This is a genomic window from Glaciimonas sp. GNP009, assembly GCF_054343755.1.
Map to the genome: position 1 here is coordinate 189,559 of NZ_JBTGUV010000001.1, position 23,252 is coordinate 212,810.

The window sequence follows — 23,252 nt, forward strand, 5'->3', positions numbered from 1 at the left end:
TGGCTTGCGCTGTTAAGTGTTTCGGTAATCCCCCCATTTTTAAGATGCGCTAAAAGTAGAGGTTAAGCGGCCAAGGCCAGTTTCTGTTTTGGTGTGATGCCGCCCAGGCCCATATGAGGCCGATCATGATTGTAAGTCCATAGCCAGCTGGTAGCAAAATTTTGTACCTCATCAATCGATTCAAACAAATGATGGGCCAGCCAGTCATAGCGTACGGTCCTGTTATAACGTTCGACGTACGCGTTTTGCTGCGGATTGCCAGGCTGGATGAACTCGATGCTGATGCCCCGCTTGGCAGCCCACGCCGATGTGACGGCACTGACATATTCCGGCCCGTTATCACAGCGGATGGCCCTGGGCTTGCCGCGCCACTCGATGACCTGATCCAGCGCCCGGATCACCCGTTCCGAAGGCAACGAGAAATCGACTTCAATACATAGCCCTTCACGGTTGAAGTCATCAATTACGTTAAACAACCGAATACTGGGTCCGTCAGCGAGCTGGTCATGCATGAAGTCCATTGACCACATGTCATTGATCTTGGTGGGCACTGCCAATGCCAGCGGCACGTCGCGCACGATCCGCTGGCGCGGCTTGATGCGCAGATTCAGTGCCAGAACCCGGTAAATTCGGTAGACCCTTTTATGGTTCCATTTGAAGCCTTTGACGTTGCGTAAATACAGAAAGCACAAACCGAAACCCCAATTACGTTGACTGGTGGTCAAACACACGAGCCAGTCGGCAATGACCGTGTTCTCAGAGGATAGCTTGGCGCAATAACGGTAACAGGTCTCGCTGATGCCAAAGGCCTGACATGCCACGCGAATCGTGACCAATCTGTTTACCACGGACCACTGCGCAATCTCTCTTCGTTTGGAGGGCGCTACCACTTTTTTGTGAGCGCTTCAGTAACGATATCCGCCTTCAACCGTTCCTCTGCGTACATCTTTTTTAGTCGCCGGTTCTCATCTTCCAGCTCCTTCATCCGCGTCATCAGGGATGCATCCATGCCGCCAAATTTGGAGCGCCACTTATAGAAAGTGGCAGTGCTGATGCCATGTTCGCGGCACAGGTCCGGTGCAGGACTGCCAGCTTCAGCCTGTTTCAAAATCTGCAGGATCTGGCTATCGGTAAAGCGTGATGTCTTCATGTAAAAAATCCTTAAATTGCATTTGAGGAAATTCTACTTTTAAACGCTATCTTTTGGTGGGGGGATTACCGTAGATCTCGAAAGCTTGCCGGCAAATTTGATTTTTCCCTGATTTCCTGGAGGCGCCTGGCGATGTTCGCAATTGCTTGCGGAATAATTATGCCGAACTCGGACAGCAATCCGCGAATTTGGTTTGCTTGAGCTGTTCTCACTTTGATAAAAGACTGACGCACCCGGTGCAATGACAGAGCAGCTTGTTGTTCGTCCGTTTTTATTGGAACGAAGCGCATATTAGGCCGAGAAACGGCCTCACAAATTGCTTCTGCATCGGCCATGTCATTTTTATTGGTCTTGACATAGGCCTTTACAAATTAAGGAGCAATCAGTTTCACAGTATGCCCCATCGCGGTCAGTTTCCTGCCCCAGTAATGTGCGCTGCCACACGCTTCCATTCCAATCAAACACGGTTCCAGTTTAATAAAGAACTCAGCCATTTTTACGCGATCTAGTTTCTTTCGAAGCACGGCATTTCCATGATCATCGACGCCATGAACTTGAAATACATTTTTTGCTAAATCGATTCCAATCGTAGTAATCTTCATTTTGGACGCTCCTTTCGTTCAGGGGGTACCACTCCCATTTTGGCACGTTGATGCCGTTTGAAAGAGGGCGTCCATTCCATTAGAACCGGGACAACTCCATCGCTTGTGGCGTGACCACTTTGTTGCCGGTACCTTTAAACTTACCTATCGCAGAAGCTTTAATCCAGTTGGGCAAGGTCTGGTCGCTCAAGCCTGGTTCTTTGACAACTTGCGAAATAGCTTCCCCAGCAGCCACCCGGTTCACGACCAGTTCTTTGAAGTCGATCATATATGCCTGTTTTAGTATTTTAGCCCTTTCAGTTTCTTCCAAATGTAACATTATTTTACGTCATCCATGGAGAACGAAATTTCAGGGAAAACATAGTACTCCATCGGATTATCTTTAGAAGATTAACCGTACCCCACCCGTCAAGCCAAGATCGGTCTTTTCTTTGCGCAATTCGCTGGATACTCCGTAATAAGCGTACATCTGTTTGCTCATACGTGCTGTTCCATAGAAATTTGCCTGGACAAAAGAACGACTGATTTGTGGCGTCAGGATGGTTGTGCCAGCCCCAGCCAGCGTCGCATTCAAAATCGGGTGCACCAAATCACCGCTATCCCGACCGACACCCAGACTGTACTGATAGGTGTAGGAAGTCGCCAAAGGATCACTCACCGCCGAGGTGCCCGATAAACCCATCAGCGTTCGCGTCCCGGTCGCCGAGTAGTTCGAGAGCGTCAAAGCGGCCGGAGTTGTCGTACCTTCATTGAAGCTATCGCGTCCGACTTTCTGCCATAGTGCACGGATAAACGGTGATATCACAATGCCACTTATAGATAATGGAGTATGAACGCCAGCGCTTACCAGCGTGCTTTTCCCATGAATGCTGTTGTCAAGCGACTTGCTGATACCGAGTGGGTCGCCACGCTGGCTATCCCATGAACTGCGGCCATAACCAACAATGCCATCCAGAACAATTTTATCAACCGCCTGTTCACCGTACAAGAACACCATGTTGTCATCGACAGATCCGGAGCCGGCTAAAGCAGACACATTAGTCGAAGAATGAGATATACCCCCTCCCAAAAGAGTCGACGTCCCCCGCAATATGTCCATCCCGAGAACGAGCTGGGTACGGTTAGTAGTAAAGCCTGACGCTGTCGAATCGCCACTCCAACTACTGCGATTGGCAGCGAGGTCAACCCATAACGCATGGTCCTTCGTCAGGGATGGTGTCCCCGTTGCTGCCTGTCCTACCGGACCGCTACTCATGCGGCGTTCGACTACGCCCCGGAGCGCTTGTCCTGCGATAGGCGCCACGGCAGCCAGTGCACCGTGAATCTCGCCATCGAGGGCGGTTACGGCAGTCGCGATTTGCGTCGCTGTAAGCCCTGACAGGGCGTAAAGCAAACTACTGTCAAGGGCAGTTCCGGTACCAGCTTGATCAGCATTCGAAATTTGGTCCAGAGCTTTTCCAAGCATTTGGTTGTTGATATTTGTGCTGCTGAGCCCAATGTAACGAGCATAAGAAATCGGCAACACGCGCAAATCGACACTATTCTCGCCATTGACATTATAAAAGGCAGCTATACGCGTGCCATCGGCTAAGCCAGCAGGTTGAACTAATGTTGCAAATCGCCCCACGATACCACCCTTCGCTGTAATAATTCGGAAGCCATCACCAATTGCAGGTACATACGGCGTGTAAGTTGCGGTACCGATAACGTTTGTTAGATTCGCCACCAAATTAGCGCCCCCTGCTATAAACTGGTTGCCTGCTCCGGTGATAAACAACCGAGAATAGTTACCCGGACCGGCACCAGTTCCAAGACCATTGATATCTTCCTGATAGGTACTACCGACTGCCATCGTCACACTGCCAGTAGTTGACAGAGTACCCGGGGAATTGCCGGGAGCCAGCCTTCCTCCGACGTATATTGGAGCGTTAATCAAACCGGTTCCGCGTAGCATGGAACCCGCATTTACAGCCAAAAAATTGCTGTTCAGAACTCCATTAACGCGCACCGTACCTTGCGTAATACAGGTGCCTTGGCCCATGGTTGCGTTTCCTGTCAGATTCAAAGTGCCGGTGCCGGACTTCGTTAAACAAGAATTCGGGCTTGATGCCACACCAATGATGTTTCCCGAAAAGGTCGCTGTAGTATTCGGATCGGTATAGAAAGTCGTATTACCAGCTATTCTGATTGTTTGATTAGTCATAAGCGATACGGTGGTTTCGAGCATCCCGCCGTTCAACAACACATCTCCGGTCCCCAAACCCGTAGACGATGTCACTTGGACCAAGCCAGCATTGATCGTCGCGCCGCCGGTCCAGCCAATGTTATTGCCGGACAAGACTAAGGAACCCGTACCTTCTTTATACATGCGCCCTGTCCCCGTTATTGTGCCCGTGTCGGTGAGAGTCGTGCCGCTTGCGATGTTCACACTTGCGATACCAGCCAAAGCCATATCTCGGGCCGTGGCAAACGAAGCGGTAGTTTGAAGCGTACCGTCATTTAGTATAATACTATTGTTGGCGCTACCGAGGTTGGCATTTGCAGCCACTCGGAGGATACCGCCGGTGGTGATTGCTGTGGTTCCAGTGTATGTGCTGTTGCCGGTCAGCGTCTCAGTACCCCCGGCTACCGTCACGCCGCCAGCGCCGCCGATGGTACCGGAAAAGGTATTGGCTGCGTTGCTTAAAGCAAGCGTTTGACTGCCTAAAGCGACGGTGCCGCTTCCAGCCAGCGTAGTGATAGTGGCACCAGATGTGCCACTAATATCGACGATACCGTTATCTGTCACCAGGCTTGAGGCGGCAATACTTCCGACGCCAGTCAAAGCCAACGTCGCACCACTGCTTACTGTGGTGGCGCCGGTAATGCGATTGATTCCGCCGAAGTTCAACGTTCCGCTGTTGACAGTAGTTGTACCCGAATACGAAGCCGCACCATTGACCAGAAGCGTACCGACACCGTTTTTGGCCAAACTACCGCTGCCGGATATGTTCCCGCTATCAGTCAGCGTCGTACCACTAGCCGTACTGAAGAAACTGTTACCAGTCAGGATGGTGTTATGCGCTGTACTAAATGATGCTGTGGTTTGCAACGTTCCACCGTTGAGAATTAAGCTATTGCTAGTATTCCCCAAACTGGCATTCGATCCGACTTGAAGCGTACTGCCGCTGCCGACTATAGTGGCACCTGTGTAAGTATTGGTGCCCGACAGGGTTTCGGTACCACCCGCTAACGTCAAGCCGCCCGTGCCGCCGATAGCACCCGAGAAAGTACCGGCTGCATTACTCAGGTTAAGCGTTTTACTGCCCAAGGTCACAGCGCCAGTTCCCGCCAGGGACTTGATCGTTGAACCCAATGTGCCAGTAATATCCAAAGTGCCGTTATCAATTACAAGACTGGAATTAGCAATACTGCCCGCTCCGGACAATGCCAATGTCGCACCGCTATTAATGGATGCAGACCCTGTAAAACGGTTAACACCGGAAAGCGTCTCGGTACCACCGGCTACTGTCAACCCACCCGTACCGCTGACACTACCGCTGAAGTTATCGGCGGCGCTGGCTAGAGTCAATGTCTGATTACCTAGGGCCACAGCACCGGCGCCAGACAGACTTTGAATGGTTGCACCCGAAGTACCGGTGATATCGAAGGTGCCGTTGTCGGTCACGCTGCTCGCACCGGCAATACTGCCGGGACCGGACAATGCCAATGTCGCACCGCTATTAATGGATGCAGACCCTGTAAAACGGTTGATACTGGAAAGCGTCTCGGTACCACCGGCTACTGTCAACCCACCCGTACCGCTGACACTACCGCTGAAGTTATCGGCGGCGCTGGCTAGAGTCAATGTCTGATTACCTAAGGTCACAGCACCAGCGCCCGACAGACGCTTAATGGTTGCACCCGAAGCCGTACCGGTGATATCGAAGGTGCCGTTGTCGGTCACGCTGCTCGCACCGGCAATACTGCCGGGACCGGACAATGCCAATGTCGCACCGCTATTAATGGATGCAGACCCTGTAAAACGGTTAACACCGGAAAGCGTCTCGGTACCACCGGCTGCTGTCAACCCACCCGTACCGCTGACACTACCGCTGAAGTTATCGGCGGCGCTGGCTAGAGTCAATGTCTGATTACCTAAGGTCACAGTACCAGCGCCCGACAGACTTTGAATGGTTGCACCCGAAGTACCGGTGATATCAAAAGTACCGTTGTCGATCACACTGCTCGCACTGGCAATACTGCCGGGACCGGACAATGCCAATGTCGCACCGCTATTAATGGATGCAGACCCTGTAAAACGGTTGACACCGGAAAGCGTCTCGGTACCACCGGCTACTGTCAACCCACCCGTACCGCTGACACTACCGCTGAAGTTATCGGCGGCGCTGGCTAGAGTCAATGTCTGATTACCTAAGGTCACAGCACCAGCGCCCGACAGACGCTGAATGGTTGCACCCGAAGCCGTACCGGTGATATCGAAGGTGCCGTTGTCGGTCACGCTGCTCGCACCGGCAATACTGCCGGGACCGGACAATGCCAATGTCGCACCGCTATTAATGGATGCAGACCCTGTAAAACGGTTAACACCGGAAAGCGTCTCGGTACCACCGGCTACTGTCAACCCACCCGTACCGCTGACACTACCGCTGAAGTTATCGGCGGCGCTGGCTAGAGTCAATGTCTGATTACCTAGGGCCACAGCACCGGCGCCAGACAGACTTTGAATGGTTGCACCCGAAGTACCGGTGATATCAAAAGTACCGTTGTCGATCACACTGCTCGCACTGGCAATACTGCCGGGACCGGACAATGCCAATGTCGCACCGCTATTAATGGATGCAGACCCTGTAAAACGGTTAACACTGGAAAGCGTCTCGGCACCACCGGCTACTGTCAACCCACCCGTACCGCTGACACTACCGCTGAAGTTATCGGCGGCGCTGGCTAGAGTCAATGTCTGATTACCTAGGGCCACAGCACCGGCGCCAGACAGACTTTGAATGGTTGCACCCGAAGTACCTGTGATATCGAAGGTGCCGTTGTCGGTCACGCTGCTCGCACCGGCAATACTGCCGGGACCGGACAATGCCAATGTCGCACCGCTATTAATGGATGCAGACCCTGTAAAACGGTTGATACTGGAAAGCGTCTCGGTACCACCGGCTACTGTCAACCCACCCGTACCGCTGACACTACCGCTGAAGTTATCGGCGGCGCTGGCTAGAGTCAATGTCTGATTACCTAAGGTCACAGCACCAGCGCCCGACAGACGCTGAATGGTTGCACCCGAAGCCGTACCGGTGATATCGAAGGTGCCGTTGTCGGTCACGCTGCTCGCACCGGCAATACTGCCGGGACCGGACAATGCCAATGTCGCACCGCTATTAATGGATGCAGACCCTGTAAAACGGTTAACACCGGAAAGCGTCTCGGTACCACCGGCTACTGTCAACCCACCCGTACCGCTGACACTACCGCTGAAGTTATCGGCGGCGCTGGCTAGAGTCAATGTCTGATTACCTAGGGCCACAGCACCGGCGCCAGACAGACTTTGAATGGTTGCACCCGAAGTACCGGTGATATCAAAAGTACCGTTGTCGATCACGCTGCTCGCACCGGCAATACTGCCGGGACCGGACAATGCCAATGTCGCACCGCTATTAATGGATGCAGACCCTGTAAAACGGTTAACACTGGAAAGCGTCTCGGCACCACCGGCTACTGTCAACCCACCCGTACCGCTGACACTACCGCTGAAGTTATCGGCGGCGCTGGCTAGAGTCAATGTCTGATTACCTAGGGCCACAGCACCGGCGCCAGACAGACTTTGAATGGTTGCACCCGAAGTACCTGTGATATCGAAGGTGCCGTTGTCGGTCACGCTGCTCGCACCGGCAATACTGCCGGGACCGGACAATGCCAATGTCGCACCGCTATTAATGGATGCAGACCCTGTAAAACGGTTGATACTGGAAAGCGTCTCGGTACCACCGGCTACTGTCAACCCACCCGTACCGCTGACACTACCGCTGAAGTTATCGGCGGCGCTGGCTAGAGTCAATGTCTGATTACCTAAGGTCACAGCACCAGCGCCCGACAGACGCTGAATGGTTGCACCCGAAGCCGTACCGGTGATATCGAAGGTGCCGTTGTCGGTCACGCTGCTCGCACCGGCAATACTGCCGGGACCGGACAATGCCAATGTCGCACCGCTATTAATGGATGCAGACCCTGTAAAACGGTTAACACCGGAAAGCGTCTCGGTACCACCGGCTACTGTCAACCCACCCGTACCGCTGACACTACCGCTGAAGTTATCGGCGGCGCTGGCTAGAGTCAATGTCTGATTACCTAGGGCCACAGCACCGGCGCCAGACAGACTTTGAATGGTTGCACCCGAAGTACCGGTGATATCAAAAGTACCGTTGTCGATCACGCTGCTCGCACCGGCAATACTGCCGGGACCGGACAATGCCAATGTCGCACCGCTATTAATGGATGCAGACCCTGTAAAACGGTTGATACTGGAAAGCGTCTCGGTACCACCGGCTACTGTCAACCCACCCGTACCGCTGACACTACCGCTGAAGTTATCGGCGGCGCTGGCTAGAGTCAATGTCTGATTACCTAAGGTCACAGCACCGGCGCCCGACAGACGCTGAATGGTTGCACCCGAAGCCGTACCGGTGATATCGAAGGTGCCGTTGTCGGTCACGCTGCTCGCACCGGCAATACTGCCGGGACCGGACAATGCCAATGTCGCACCGCTATTGATAGATGCAGACCCTGTAAAACGGTTAACACCGGAAAGCGTCTCGGTACCACCGGCTACTGTCAACCCACCCGTACCGCTGACACTACCGCTGAAGTTATCGGCGGCGCTGGCTAGAGTCAATGTCTGATTACCTAGGGCCACAGCACCGGCGCCAGACAGACTTTGAATGGTTGCACCCGAAGTACCGGTGATATCGAAGGTGCCGTTGTCGGTCACGCTGCTCGCACCGGCAATACTGCCGGGACCGGACAATGCCAATGTCGCACCGCTATTAATGGATGCAGACCCTGTAAAACGGTTAACACCGGAAAGCGTCTCGGTACCACCGGCTACTGTCAACCCACCCGTACCGCTGACACTACCGCTGAAGTTATCGGCGGCGCTGGCTAGAGTCAATGTCTGATTACCTAAGGTCACAGCACCAGCGCCAGACAGACGCTGAATGGTTGCACCCGAAGCCGTACCGGTGATATCGAAGGTGCCGTTGTCGGTCACGCTGCTCGCACCGGCAATACTGCCGGGACCGGACAATGCCAATGTCGCACCGCTATTGATAGATGCAGACCCTGTAAAACGGTTAACACCGGAAAGCGTCTCGGTACCACCGGCTACTGTCAACCCACCCGTACCGCTGACACTACCGCTGAAGTTATCGGCGGCGCTGGCTAGAGTCAATGTCTGATTACCTAGGGCCACAGCACCGGCGCCAGACAGACTTTGAATGGTTGCACCCGAAGTACCGGTGATATCGAAGGTGCCGTTGTCGGTCACGCTGCTCGCACCGGCAATACTGCCGGGACCGGACAATGCCAATGTCGCACCGCTATTAATGGATGCAGACCCTGTAAAACGGTTGACACCGGAAAGCGTCTCGGTACCACCGGCTACTGTCAACCCACCCGTACCGCTGACACTACCGCTGAAGTTATCGGCGGCGCTGGCTAGAGTCAATGTCTGATTACCTAAGGTCACAGCACCAGCGCCAGACAGACGCTGAATGGTTGCACCCGAAGCCGTACCGGTGATATCGAAGGTGCCGTTGTCGGTCACGCTGCTCGCACCGGCAATACTGCCGGGACCGGACAATGCCAATGTCGCACCGCTATTAATGGATGCAGACCCTGTAAAACGGTTAACACCGGAAAGCGTCTCGGTACCACCGGCTACTGTCAACCCACCCGTACCGCTGACACTACCGCTGAAGTTATCGGCGGCGATGGCTAGGGTTAATGTCTGATTACCTAAGGTCACAGCACCAGCGCCCGACAGACGCTGAATGGTTGCACCCGAAGCCGTACCGGTGATATCGAAGGTGCCGTTGTCGATCACGCTGCTCGCACCGGCAATACTGCCGGGACCGGACAATGCCAATGTCGCACCGCTATTAATGGATGCAGACCCTGTAAAACGGTTGATACTGGAAAGCGTCTCGGTACCACCGGCTACTGTCAACCCACCCGTACCGCTGACACTACCGCTGAAGTTATCGGCGGCGCTGGCTAGAGTCAATGTCTGATTACCTAAGGTCACAGCACCAGCGCCCGACAGACGCTGAATGGTTGCACCCGAAGCCGTACCGGTGATATCGAAGGTGCCGTTGTCGGTCACGCTGCTCGCACCGGCAATACTGCCGGGACCGGACAATGCCAATGTCGCACCGCTATTGATAGATGCAGACCCCGTAAAACGGTTGACACCGGAAAGCGTCTCGGTACCACCGGCTACTGTCAACCCACCCGTACCGCTGACACTACCGCTGAAGTTATCGGCGGCGATGGCTAGAGTCAATGTCTGATTACCTAGGGCCACAGCACCGGCGCCAGACAGACTTTGAATGGTTGCACCCGAAGTACCGGTGATATCAAAAGTACCGTTGTCGATCACACTGCTCGCACTGGCAATACTGCCGGGACCGGACAATGCCAATGTCGCACCGCTATTAATGGATGCAGACCCTGTAAAACGGTTAACACTGGAAAGCGTCTCGGCACCACCGGCTACTGTCAACCCACCCGTACCGCTGACACTACCGCTGAAGTTATCGGCGGCGCTGGCTAGGGTTAATGTCTGATTACCTAAGGTCACAGCACCGGCGCCCGACAGACGCTGAATAGTTGCGCCCGAAGTACCGGTGATATCAAAAGTACCATTATCGATCAAACTACTGGAATTCACGATACTGCCGGCACCGGTCAAGGCCAATGTGGCACCGCTATTGACGGTTGTGCTGCCACTGTAGGTGTTCGCGCCCGATAGCGTAACGATAGCTGGGGTACCAGCGCTGTTTGCAATTGTTAGCGCGCCGTGGACACCCGCTGCTGAGTCTGAAATAGCACTTGAAAATATTGCGTTTGTGCCAAACCCATCAATCGTGCCCCCGGTACGATCAATAGTGAAATTTTGTGTAACGGTTGTCGAAGGCATATCGACGCGTAGGGTTCCCCCCTGGAATGTCGGGGTAACCGTACTACCAAGGTTACTTGCGAAATAATAGCTCGCCGCTGTATCAATCGGGGTTGAAGTGACCACAGGTGGCGTAGAAATGCCAGCTGCACTACCGCCAGCGGAACCAGCGGAAACAAGCGTTACAAAGCTGGTTGTACTCCCTCCTAGTGTATTAATTCCGGTCCAAATACTAGTATCAAATCCACTCCAGCTTGCATGTGAGGACGAGTTCCAATTACTAAGTCCGGTTGTGTCTAGATTGGTGTTGATTGGATAAGCGGCATACGCACTTGGAATAGCAACTGAATTACTCCCGCCACCCATTGCTCCCAAGGAAGTGAGTCCTAATGATGACAAGGTGCCCATTGCGGGGGTCAGAAACACAAATCCCGTTCCCATTCCCGCTCCTGCCCAATTCACTGCATCTCGCAAAAAGCCACGCGGCCCGTCAAACGACGCGGGTCCCGGTCCATAATCCAAGTGATAATCTGCATCTTGGCCGGTTATAAAAAGACGATTTCCAAACATGCTGCTGGTTAATGGCCCGACTGCCATATCGCTGCCGACGAGAATAACGTTGTAACTGGACGCGGCGGCGGGCAGAGCCGAACTGGGGGAATTATCGTTGGTTATTGTCCACGCGGTTGTCGAAGGATCACCGGTTCCTGGACTAAATAAGGCACCGATCGTGGTATTGTAACTGGAGTCTCCGTACCATAAAACATTCAGCGTTGTTGCATTACCAAGCTGGGCAGAAAACGCTAAGGCGACACCAACCGAGACCGTCTTTAAGGCGGTTCCAAATTTAGATTTTTTCTCAAGAGCTACCTTTTTTGGTCGCGTTAGCGCTTTTCCACCCGTTTTTTTTCCGCATGAGCGCGCAAGCTCAGAGACAGCTACAAACATGCCGATATTGCGATTCCAAACGAGACGAAAGGTATGATTCATGAGTTTTCTATTTTAACGATTAATGGATATAAGGCATTTGGTATAAAAAAAGAGAACCAAAAGATTCATTCACAAACCTTCTGACATCAAATTAGGTGCACCATAACTAAACAAGAAAATTCTACTTATTTTTTAAGTAAGGTTTTCTAAGCGGCGTCATATAAAGGCTTAATTTGCCAATAGTGCGCCGCTATAAATCTTTGAGAATTAAACGTATGAGGATTAACCACAGAGGCTTGGTACCTGATAATAATTATTTTTTTACTCCGGTCGGCAAGGTCACACTTAGCAGGCACCTAGGTGATAACGGTACAAATTTTTTGATGTTCGGACCGACTTCAGTATTGATATCCATCAACAAAAAATTACATCCGCCGACTTTAGTGACTTGCAACATGTGTTTAAAAGCCTCTGAAAAATTTTCCTTCTATGCAGAACAAAATGACAAAGATGCTTTTCAACACTTTTCTAGTGTGTGTTTTCTCATGCTTAGATAGCTGACAGTCACGCAACGAATATGAAGAGTAGAGAAATGGCGTACCAAGACTAACTGCCCGGCGAGCTTTTAAAGTAGAAAACCAATTAAATTGGACTACATATTCCCAGCAAGATAACTATAAATTTTGAATAATGTTCGTTTAGTTAGCCTCTGCAGAACCCTACTTTCGATTTCATGCCTAGCCTACCTCCGTAGCGTCGATGTGATCTGGCCACAGCTATCGGGGTTAACTATTCACTTTATCTACTGGATAATTTTATGCAGGATCTAGCAGTCTGATCATGAGAAGGTAAAAAATAACTATTAGGAACTTCTGGGATCTGGGCTCCCTTTTATCCTCTTCTCCGACATTCTTCTACTTCACGCCCAGGAACATTCAATGGTCCCTGTAACGATTTTAATTTTCCACTTGACGCACAATATTTTTTCTTGTTTGCAATTACTCGAAGAGCTATTGGTGAAAATATCTTAAACTTAAAAGATGACTAAAATTCGCACGGACTGCGATTGTTATTTATGCTATTTTTGTGAATTCAATTTCTATTTTTTAAAAAATATTGAAAAAATATTCGCGTATCTAAGTGTTTAGTACCGGGCGATCATATTCCGATTCGCAGTTGGCCTTACTTCAGAGCAAAAGCTCTGTTGGATGGCCTGATCAGCGGTTTTCGGTGCGATAATTTGGCACCGGATACTGCTCTCACGGGAGATAACAACATGGGCTCTACCATCCATCCACAAGCACGCACAACCTCTAAAATTCAACAGGAAATCAAGCATTCGGGCCTGTCCGAACGCGAGGCGGCCCGTGTGTTCAACATCACCCGTGCCACGGCGGCGAAGTGGATGGGACGCGATGACATGCAGGACTGCTGGCACCGCGCCAACACGTTACACACCACGCTGACCGAGGCGCAGGAAGCCATTGTCTTGTCGCTGCGTGAAACGCTCTATCTTCCGCTCGACGATTTGCTTTACATCACCCGTGAATATATCAACGCGGCGGTGTCGCGTTCCGGACTGGCACGCTGCCTCAAGCGCAACGGTATGGCGCGTCTGGAGGACGTCATTCTTAAGACCGGGGACGAGATAGTCCAGCGCAAAAAAACCTTCTAGAGCGACGAACCGGGCTTCGTCCACGTTGACATCAAATACCTGTCGCAGATGGTCGATGAATCATCGCGCCGTTAGCTGTTTGTTGCCATCGACCGCGCCACGCGCTGGGTGTTCATGCATATCTACAATGACCAGAGCGAGAAAAGGTGTGTCGATTTCCTGCGCCGGCTCAAGCTTGCTTCGCCCATCAAGATCATCAAACTGTTCACTGACAATGGTTCCCAGTTTACCGATCGTTTTACCGCAAGAGACAAGAAACGCACCGACAAGCATGCCTTCGACATCGCCTGTACCGAGTTAGTCATTAAACATCGACTATCGCCGCCGCGCCCCCCACAAACGAACGGCATGGTGGAACGCTTCAACGGTCGTATCAGCGAGCTGATCCGGCAAACTTATTTCGCCAACGCCGCCAAACTGGAAACCACTTTATACAGTTATCTGAAGCTCTACAACCACCATATCCCTCAACGGGCGATTGATGGAAAAACGCCGATTCAGGCTCTAAAAAAATGGCAGCAGGAGAAGCCGAGTCTGTTTTTAAAACGTGTTTATGATCAAACGGGACTGGACATCTAAGCTGCTTGATTTTTCCTAAATACTCAGTTAATGAATTAATCACGGACAAATATAAAGGCCTACCAAAATTAATTTACAGAATAGTATTTTTTGTAAGTTGCATCGTAAATTTACCCGGTGAACATTTTAAAAATTTCTTGAAAACACGACCAAAATATGCGGAGTCAATAAATCCCACTCTAAAGCCGATCTCCGAGATGGTGAGCTTAGAAAAACTAGGGTCCTTCAGCATAGCTATCGCCGCAGTTAAACGCATTGAACTTAAAATACTAAAAAAACTCGACTTTTCTTCAGTGTTTCGAAATTGTCGATGCAACTCTTTGGTAGAAATGTTGAAACGGCTGGCAAGACCAGAAGTCGTAATTTCTGTATCCATATAATTTGCTCGCAACCAGCTATGCATAAGTTTATAGAGGCCTTTATTTTTCGAATAGATACCTACTCCTGGCGAAAAAAAACAATGCGACTCCTCCAATGCAAACATAAGAATAGATAAAATATGTTCAATCATAGTAATTTGTGTGCGGCGGTCTGCGTTCCCGGAAATCAGAGCATTCAGATTACGAAAATACGAAGAAAGTTGACCGGACCAACCCTTATCACCTCGCAAAGCGTGTGCAACGTAATTCTCTGGATTTGGAATCCAGGTTCGAATGATGGATGCGGGGATTGATAAAAAAATCCCTTGAGTGCCACTCATAGTGGCTTTAAACTCTTGCTTGGTATCAATTAATACAAAATCACCCAAGGCTAATTCCGCATCGGTTTTGCGCTGTGTAAAGACGCAAAAATTAGTCAATGGCATTATTAAATGAAAAGGATGATCATCTACAAGAGCAATATCCTTGCCGGTCCTCCATGCAGTCACTGGACTGCTGCCTTCCGATAAAAAATAGCGTGTTTCACCCAATTTTTTAATACTTACTTTTGCGTCAAAATTTTCACTCTCGTCGCTCGTAATATTAAAAGGATTCGAGGATTTTTTTATAGCATCAACACAATATTCAAATTTATTTTTTTTTGGTAAAAAATAACTATCGACAACCGAATCGTAATTATTTTGCATGGATACTCCACATCAAATATATATTTTTTTTAGCAAATTAAAACCTGACACAATATAGTCGGAATGCCATCTTTAACGATATAAAATTATTCACATTTATGTGTATTTTTTAGGCAAAAATTGTAAATTATTGTGACCGAAATATCTACATATCAAGTCAGAGGTAGGAGGTATGAGGTAAGTTGCGAATTTATGAATAGTGTCGCGGTAATCCCCCCACCAAAAGATAGCGTTTAAAAGTAGAATTTCCTCAAATGCAATTTAAGGATTTTTTACATGAAGACATCACGCTTTACCGATAGCCAGATCCTGCAGATTTTGAAACAGGCTGAAGCTGGCAGTCCTGCACCGGACCTGTGCCGCGAACATGGCATCAGCACTGCCACTTTCTATAAGTGGCGCTCCAAATTTGGCGGCATGGATGCATCCCTGATGACGCGGATGAAGGAGCTGGAAGATGAGAACCGGCGACTAAAAAAGATGTACGCAGAGGAACGGTTGAAGGCGGATATCGTTACTGAAGCGCTCACAAAAAAGTGGTAGCGCCCTCCAAACGAAGAGAGATTGCGCAGTGGTCCGTGGTAAACAGATTGGTCACGATTCGCGTGGCATGTCAGGCCTTTGGCATCAGCGAGACCTGTTACCGTTATTGCGCCAAGCTATCCTCTGAGAACACGGTCATTGCCGACTGGCTCGTGTGTTTGACCACCAGTCAACGTAATTGGGGTTTCGGTTTGTGCTTTCTGTATTTACGCAACGTCAAAGGCTTCAAATGGAACCATAAAAGGGTCTACCGAATTTACCGGGTTCTGGCACTGAATCTGCGCATCAAGCCGCGCCAGCGGATCGTGCGCGACGTGCCGCTGGCATTGGCAGTGCCCACCAAGATCAATGACATGTGGTCAATGGACTTCATGCATGACCAGCTCGCTGACGGACCCAGTATTCGGTTGTTTAACGTAATTGATGACTTCAACCGTGAAGGGCTATGTATTGAAGTCGATTTCTCGTTGCCTTCGGAACGGGTGATCCGGGCGCTGGATCAGGTCATCGAGTGGCGCGGCAAGCCCAGGGCCATCCGCTGTGATAACGGGCCGGAATATGTCAGTGCCGTCACATCGGCGTGGGCTGCCAAGCGGGGCATCAGCATCGAGTTCATCCAGCCTGGCAATCCGCAGCAAAACGCGTACGTCGAACGTTATAACAGGACCGTACGCTATGACTGGCTGGCCCATCATTTGTTTGAATCGATTGATGAGGTACAAAATTTTGCTACCAGCTGGCTATGGACTTACAATCATGATCGGCCTCATATGGGCCTGGGCGGCATCACACCAAAACAGAAACTGGCCTTGGCCGCTTAACCTCTACTTTTAGCGCATCTTAAAAATGGGGGGATTACCGTCGGACACGAAGTGCATGTGGCGGAATCGGCTGAACTGACGGCAATGCTGATGCGCCGGGCCAGTCTGGCCGAGGGTCTTGCCGGTCGTCCGTTAGTGCTGCATTCGGACAATGGCAGTCCGATGAAGGGAGCGACGATGCTGGCGACATTGGAGCAACTGGGCGTGGCACCATGGTTTAGCAGGCCACGGGTATCGAACGATAATGCCTTCGCCGAGGCGCTCTTCCGTACTTGCAAATACCGGCCCGACTATCCTTGCAAGGCATTTACCACGGTCGATGCGGCACGTAGCTGGACGACGCACTTTGTGCGCTGGTACAACCATCAGCACAAGCATAGTAGATTGAAACTCGTCACGCCAGCACAACGGCATGATGGAAAGGCACAAACGGGATTGCAGCAACGTGAAAACGTCTATGAGGCCGCGAAAAAACGGACGCCCAAAAGGTGGTCAGGTGCCACCAGAAACTGGTCACTGCAAGACCGGGTATGGCTCAATCCGGAACGCAGTGAACCGGAATTAGTAAAGAGTGCTGCTTGAAATGACGCGACAGGTGACTTGACGGTTACCGACTGCCTGGTGGTCAAAGTCGGCAAGATAACCAAGTCATTAACAAGGCGGTCTTCCTGGCGCTGGGCGTGAATTTGCAAGGGAAAAAAGAACTATTGGGCATGTGGCTGGCTTAAAATGAAGGGGAAAAATTCTGGTTAGGCGTCCTCACGGAGCTGAAAAATCGTGGCTTGCAAGACATCCTCATTGCCTGCGTCGATGGTTTAAAGGGCTTTCCTGATGCGATTGCGACAGTCTATCCGCAGACACAAATCCAGCTTTGCATTATTCATATGGTCCGTAACTCCCTCAAATATGTCAGCTGGAAGCACTACAAAGCGGTCACGGCAGGCTTGAGGACGATTTACCAGTCGACGACCGAAGAACAGGCGCTGTTGGCGCTGGAACAGTTTGTCCAGCAGTGGAATCCACAATACCCACAGATCAGTAAATCGTGGCCAAGCAACTGGCATAACCTCAATACGCTATTCGCCTATCCGACCGAAATTTCCAAGGCGATTTACACCACGAATGCGATTGAATCGCTCAATAGCGTGATTCGCCCCGCCATCAACAAGCGCAAGGTCTTTTCCACTGATGACTCAGTGCGAAAGGTCATTTATTTGGCGGTCGACGCAGCAGCAAAAAAATGGACCATGCCGATCCGCGATTGGCCATGAGTCGGTTTATTATTCAGTTTGAAGAACGGATGAAACCGTTTATTTGAAGCCGGACAGTTACACAGAATTATGTACAGCCTCAGACGTTATTCCATTTACATTGGATAACGTACAGCCTCTAAATCTATGCCATCTTATTTTCTTTGGTAAATTTTTGCATAGGTTCCTGGACTACATCCCATATTTTTTCGAAATACTTTACCAAAGTATGCTGACTTATTGAACCCTGATCTTCCACCTATCTCGGCCATAGATAGCTTAGCAAAATTCTTATCTTTTAACATACGAATAGCGGCTCTCATTCTCATTGCGTGTAACGTCCCTAGGAACGTCGAACCGTTTGAAGACAATGAAAATTGACGATGAACTTCTCGTATCGATATACGAAATTTACTGGCCATATATCCGGCTGACAGTTCCGAATCCATATAATGTTCAGTCATCCAGTCGTACATCACGCCATACAACTTTGTTTGTTTATATGCAGCAATAAAAGGGTCCATTTGTGGAATGATACCAACTTCTTTTAGGGCAAAGGAATAAAGCGATAAAATGTGTTCCAGCATTTGCATGTGTTGCGTTTTAGTCATTTCAGCAATAACAGCAAGTTCTAAGGTACTAAAGTAGTTCAATAAAACGGCTGCCCATCCTCTATCTCCCGATAATACCTTAGCAACACAATCCTCGGGATTTGGAATCCAGGCTCTCATTAAGTCATCAGGAATGGATACATAAGAGAAATTTACATCGGCCATTTCGAATACTAGCTCTTGTTTTGTATCAATCAATAGGAATTCACCAGGGCCGTAATTTATCTCGCGTCCTGCTTGTAGGACCCTACTACGGCCACTGCGCCGAACGATAAGATTAAAGAAGTGACTTTCTGCTTCTGCAATATGATACGTATTTCTTACGGCTTTGATAATGCCACCACCACCAAAAGAAAGGCCATACGTCGCATCTCCCAATGAACGGATACTCGCATACCCGTTAAACTTTTCACGATCGCTGCTATCCAAATAGATCGGATTCACTTTTTTATGAAAGGTGCCAGCCCAATTTTCAAAAAAAAATTTTTCAGACATAAAAATGTCTTCGAAGTTTGAAGCACACATTTTAGTACCCTAATTTTCAACTTTGTACGTTAACATCCAAAAATCGGATGTGGTATGAAAATTACGCAAAAACAACATCAAATATGTGACTTAATACTGATCTTTTTTTGATAACGGTAACCGTCAAGTCACCTGTCGCGTCATTTCAAGCAGCACTCTTTACTAATTCCGGTTCACTGCGTTCCGGATTGAGCCATACCCGGTCTTGCAGTGACCAGTTTCTGGTGGCACCTGACCACCTTTTGGGCGTCCGTTTTTTCGCGGCCTCATAGACGTTTTCACGTTGCTGCAATCCCGTTTGTGCCTTTCCATCATGCCGTTGTGCTGGCGTGACGAGTTTCAATCTACTATGCTTGTGCTGATGGTTGTACCAGCGCACAAAGTGCGTCGTCCAGCTACGTGCCGCATCGACCGTGGTAAATGCCTTGCAAGGATAGTCGGGCCGGTATTTGCAAGTACGGAAGAGCGCCTCGGCGAAGGCATTATCGTTCGATACCCGTGGCCTGCTAAACCATGGTGCCACGCCCAGTTGCTCCAATGTCGCCAGCATCGTCGCTCCCTTCATCGGACTGCCATTGTCCGAATGCAGCACTAACGGACGACCGGCAAGACCCTCGGCCAGACTGGCCCGGCGCATCAGCATTGCCGCCAGTTCAGCCGATTCCGCCACATGCACTTCGTGTCCGACGATCTTCCGGCTGAACACGTCGAGCATCATGTACCAGTAAAAATACTGTCCGTTGATCGCTGCCGGCATCCACGTAATATCCGTAAGCGTTCCCTCAGTACCCTCTACCAATAAACACCAAATTTCTGCATGATTTGAATGGGAAGGCACAAATTAATTGTGCCCACAAATTCACATTATGGACACAAATATTGGGACGGTTTCGCGAGCAAAGCGCGGCGCTTATCGCCAGCATTCAACGGAATTTAAACGCAGGGTCGCCGAAGAATCTCTGGTGCCAGGAACTTCGGTATCGCGGGTGGCGCGTGCGCATGACCTCAATGCCAATCAGGTTTTTGCATGGCGCAAGCTATTTCATGTGGGAGCCTTTGAAACTGCCTCGGGCCCGCAGAGTACATTATTGCCGGTTGTGCTCAGCGATCCCCTGCCGGTAGATACACAACCGGTCTTTACCAGTACCGCTGTTTCCCCCGGGGTCATTATTCTGGAAGTAGGCAAAGCCCGGCTTCGACTCGAAGGCGTCGTCGACTCTGCCATGCTTGCCCTTGTTCTGGAACGGTTGCTCGCATGATTGGTCTGCCGGCAGGCACACGTATCTGGATGGCAGCGGGTATGACCGATATGCGCTGTGGTTTTAATGGCCTGGCAGCCAAGGTGCAGACGGCATTGGGCGAAGATCCGTTCAGCGGTCATGTCTTCGTCTTTCGGGGACGGCGTGGAGATATCCTTAAAATTCTGTGGTAGACCGGCGATGGCCTGTGCCTGCTGGCCAAGCGCCTCGAACGCGGCCGTTTCATCTGGCCGCAGGCAACGGAAGGATCGGTATCGCTCTCGCAAGCGCAGTTGTCGATGCTATTGGAAGGGATCGACTGGCGGCGTCCGGAACGCACGAATCGGCCCTCATCAGGCTTGTAAACATCGCCACACATGCGTAAACTGGCACCATGCCAACGCACACCACTCTTCCTGACGATATCGCGACCTTGCAGGCCATGATCCTGGAGCGTGACGTCGCCCTTGCCGCGCAAAGTGAAACGCTGGCGCAGTTGCGGGAAGAGCTTTCCACGCGCGGGATCGAAATCGAACACCTCAAGCTTCTTATCGCCAAGCTCAGACGCATGCAGTTCGGCCGCAAATCCGAGAAGCTCGATCACCAGATCGAACAACTTGAACTGCGACTGGAAGATTTGCAGGCCGATGAGAGTGCTGTTGCCATGGAAGAACCTCCGACCAGAAAGCCACGCCAGAGTGCACCGCGCAAACCGCTGCCCCTTCATTTACCCCGTGATGAGAAGATTTATTTGCCCGAACAAAATGCCTGTCCGGATTGCGGTGGTGGCCTGCGGCAACTGGGCGAAGACGTTGCTGAACAACTCGAATTCATTCCCGCCAGCTTCAGAGTCATCCGACACATTCGTCCGAAGCTGGCCTGCAAGTGCTGCGATACCATCCTGCAAGCTGCCGCGCCCAGTCGTCCGATTACACGCGGTCTGGCAGGTCCCGGATTACTGGCCCATGTACTGGTCAGTAAATATGCCGATCACCTGCCGCTCTATCGGCAATCTGTCATGTATGCCCGTGAAGGTGTCGAACTGGATCGGGGATTATTGGCTGACTGGGTCGGTGCTGCCAGCAGTTTGCTGCGACCACTGGTGGACGCGATTCGACGCCATGTGCTGGCTGCCACGAAACTGCATGCCGACGACACACCCATACCCGTTCTGGCACCGGGTAATGGCAAGACCAAGACAGCGCGACTATGGACCTATGTGCGGGATGACCGTCCTTCCGGATCTGTTGAACCAGCAGCAGTCTGGTTTGCCTATACTCCGGACCGTAAAGGCATCCATCCACAAACACATCTGGCCTCTTTTAGTGGCGTGTTGCAAGCGGATGCCTACGCTGGATTTAACGCCATTTATGAAAGCGGCCAGGTCGTGGAAGCCGCTTGCTGGGCGCATGCACGCCGTAAATTTTATGATTTGCATGTGGCCCGACCATCTGCGGTCACCACTGAAGCCTTGCGCCGGATCGGCGAACTGTATGTGATTGAAGCTGAGATTCGCGGCCAACCACCGGACCAACGTCGCGCAGCCCGACAAGCACAATCGCTCGCGCTTATCGAAGACTTCGAATTCTGGTTACGGGCGACGCTTCTGCTGCTATCGCGCAAGTCAGACACGACCGCTGCCATCATGTATAGCCTCAATCTATGGCCTGCGCTAAAACGTTATTGTGACGATGGATGCATTGAAATCGATAATCCCGCAGCGGAGCGCTCCTTGCGTGGCGTCGCTATCGGACGTCGTAATTATCTCTTCGCGGGTGCCGACAGCGGTGGAGAGCGGGCTGCCGCTGTTTATTCAATGATCGGCACAGCGAAATTAAACGGTATTGATCCTGAAGCCTGGCTACGCCACGTTCTCACCCATATCGCCGACCACCCGGTCAATCAGGTCCATGACTTCCTGCCGTGGAACTTCACATCTACGATGGCGATAGCCCGCTAATTCTTGCCGATTGAATTTCTCTGCCGGAATTTATCGAGACGGCCGTGGGAATACGCTTACCGGAAAGCTGGTTTAATAGCTTTAAGAACGAACGGTATCATGGCCTGCGCTACCTGACTCACGCCGACATGAAGGGTGCCAGCTTTGAATACATTGAAGTTTTTTATAATCGTCAGCGGCTACATTCGACGCTCGGCTACCGATCACCAATTCAGTATTTGAAATGTTGGGAAAGTGAACAGAAGAAAAAAAAATAGCCGCATAAAATTCACCTCATGGCAGACGAAATATCGAGGGAAGCAGATTCTTCATTTTGGACGCTCCTTTCGTTTAGGAAAATACCACTCCTATTTTGGCACGTTGATGCCGTTCGAAAGAGGGCGTCCATTCCATTAGAACCATATCTGGTCGCTCAAGCCTCATTCTTTGACCACCTACGAAACCGCTTATCCATCAGACGAGCGCTTCCCCGCAAGGTTTTTGAACTCAATCGTATATGCGTGTTTTGGTATTTAGTCATTTCTGTTTCTTTCCAATGCAACGTTAGTTTACGTCACCTATGGAGAATTAGACTTCGGGGAACGCTCTCGACTTTTAGCGCATCTTAAAAATGAGGGATCACCAGAGAGCACGTCTTATTAAAGCGAGGCGAAGTACGACTACATTAAAATTTCCGTCTCATATTTACCGTAAATTATGGCTTCATCGTCATACTGCCTTCCGTTTCGGTATGTTATGGTAGGTGCTACAAATCGATATGCAGGTAAGAATATGTGCAATGTCTTTCCCACCGAATCAATTTCATGTATCAATACGAGAGGTCCATCGTCAATTTTCAATGTCTTCAGGTGGTTCGACATTTCTAGGAACGTTGCAAAAAATGAGAATAAAAGCCGCGATTCGTATGTTAAAAGATAGAAATTTTTCTAATGTTCCTGTCGCTAAAATTGGCGAACGATCTGGGTTTGATGAGTCTGGATACTTTGGTAAAGTGTTTCGTAAAAATATGGGATGTAGCCCGGGATTCTATGCGAAGAATAATCAGAACCGATGATTTTCTAAAAGTTGACCTTCTATATGAACCTCCCTTTCCATCTTTTTTTCATTTCTACGGACAAATT

9 protein-coding genes and 7 pseudogenes are annotated in these 23,252 nt (G+C 50.5%); 9 read left to right on the forward strand and 7 right to left on the reverse strand.

Going from position 1 to position 23,252, the window contains the following annotated elements:
• Window positions 1-62 precede the first annotated feature (62 nt).
• From ACXX82_RS00530 to ACXX82_RS00545, 4 genes and pseudogenes are all read right to left on the reverse strand, one after another.
• Window positions 63-1,150, reverse strand: a protein-coding gene (locus tag ACXX82_RS00530) for an IS3 family transposase (protein ID WP_458562102.1) whose coding sequence is annotated in 2 segments (ribosomal slippage) — window positions 63-898 and window positions 898-1,150 — 1,089 coding nt in all. Because the reading frame shifts where the segments join, the coding sequence is not laid out codon by codon here.
• 77 nt (window positions 1,151-1,227) lie between these two features.
• Window positions 1,228-1,752 (reverse strand): annotated as a pseudogene (locus tag ACXX82_RS00535) (IS110 family RNA-guided transposase); the annotation flags it as partial.
• Window positions 1,753-1,831: 79 nt separating this feature from the next.
• Complete coding sequence (locus tag ACXX82_RS00540; protein WP_458562105.1) at window positions 1,832-2,071, reverse strand: helix-turn-helix domain-containing protein; 240 nt, start codon at window positions 2,069-2,071, stop codon at window positions 1,832-1,834.
• Between the two features lie 63 nt (window positions 2,072-2,134).
• Window positions 2,135-11,923, reverse strand: a complete 9,789-nt coding sequence (locus ACXX82_RS00545) for an ESPR-type extended signal peptide-containing protein (protein WP_458562106.1) — start codon at window positions 11,921-11,923, stop codon at window positions 2,135-2,137.
• 1,216 nt (window positions 11,924-13,139) lie between these two features.
• Between ACXX82_RS00545 and ACXX82_RS00550 the strand changes: the two are divergent.
• A pseudogene (locus ACXX82_RS00550) lies at window positions 13,140-14,117 on the forward strand (IS481 family transposase).
• Window positions 14,118-14,190: 73 nt separating this feature from the next.
• Here the strand turns inward: ACXX82_RS00550 and ACXX82_RS00555 are convergent.
• On the reverse strand, window positions 14,191-15,183 hold the full coding sequence (locus ACXX82_RS00555) for an AraC family transcriptional regulator (protein WP_458562107.1): 993 nt from the start codon (window positions 15,181-15,183) through the stop codon (window positions 14,191-14,193).
• 276 nt (window positions 15,184-15,459) lie between these two features.
• On the opposite strand from ACXX82_RS00555, the gene ACXX82_RS00560 reads away from it, so the two are divergent.
• The 3 genes and pseudogenes from ACXX82_RS00560 to ACXX82_RS00570 form a co-directional block, all read left to right on the forward strand.
• A protein-coding gene (locus ACXX82_RS00560; protein WP_458562102.1) for an IS3 family transposase occupies window positions 15,460-16,547 on the forward strand; the annotation gives its coding sequence in 2 pieces (ribosomal slippage) (window positions 15,460-15,712 and window positions 15,712-16,547; 1,089 coding nt in all).
• 39 nt (window positions 16,548-16,586) lie between these two features.
• A pseudogene (locus ACXX82_RS00565) lies at window positions 16,587-17,129 on the forward strand (transposase); the annotation flags it as partial.
• 30 nt (window positions 17,130-17,159) lie between these two features.
• Window positions 17,160-17,865 (forward strand): annotated as a pseudogene (locus tag ACXX82_RS00570) (IS256 family transposase); the annotation flags it as partial.
• Window positions 17,866-17,952: 87 nt separating this feature from the next.
• Here the strand turns inward: ACXX82_RS00570 and ACXX82_RS00575 are convergent.
• Window positions 17,953-18,903: an AraC family transcriptional regulator gene (locus ACXX82_RS00575; protein WP_458562108.1), complete on the reverse strand. Its 951-nt coding sequence runs from the start codon at window positions 18,901-18,903 to the stop codon at window positions 17,953-17,955.
• A gap of 175 nt (window positions 18,904-19,078) precedes the next feature.
• A pseudogene (locus ACXX82_RS00580) lies at window positions 19,079-19,702 on the reverse strand (transposase); the annotation flags it as partial.
• Window positions 19,703-19,799: 97 nt separating this feature from the next.
• Here ACXX82_RS00580 and tnpA point away from each other — a divergent pair.
• From tnpA to ACXX82_RS00605, 5 genes and pseudogenes are all read left to right on the forward strand, one after another.
• The gene (gene tnpA, locus ACXX82_RS00585) at window positions 19,800-20,192 is read left to right on the forward strand and encodes an IS66-like element accessory protein TnpA (protein ID WP_416186780.1); all 393 of its coding nucleotides are present in this window, start codon (window positions 19,800-19,802) and stop codon (window positions 20,190-20,192) included.
• Window positions 20,193-20,221: 29 nt separating this feature from the next.
• Window positions 20,222-20,536, forward strand: a pseudogene (gene tnpB, locus ACXX82_RS00590) (IS66 family insertion sequence element accessory protein TnpB).
• A 29-nt stretch (window positions 20,537-20,565) separates the two neighbouring features.
• Entirely contained in the window at window positions 20,566-22,131 is a 1,566-nt protein-coding gene (tnpC, locus tag ACXX82_RS00595; RefSeq protein ID WP_458562109.1) for an IS66 family transposase, read from the forward strand.
• 62 nt (window positions 22,132-22,193) lie between these two features.
• Window positions 22,194-22,388 (forward strand): annotated as a pseudogene (locus tag ACXX82_RS00600) (IS3 family transposase); the annotation flags it as partial.
• 521 nt (window positions 22,389-22,909) lie between these two features.
• On the forward strand, window positions 22,910-23,185 hold the full coding sequence (locus tag ACXX82_RS00605) for a helix-turn-helix domain-containing protein (protein ID WP_458562110.1): 276 nt from the start codon (window positions 22,910-22,912) through the stop codon (window positions 23,183-23,185).
• The last annotated feature ends 67 nt before the right edge of the window (window positions 23,186-23,252 follow it).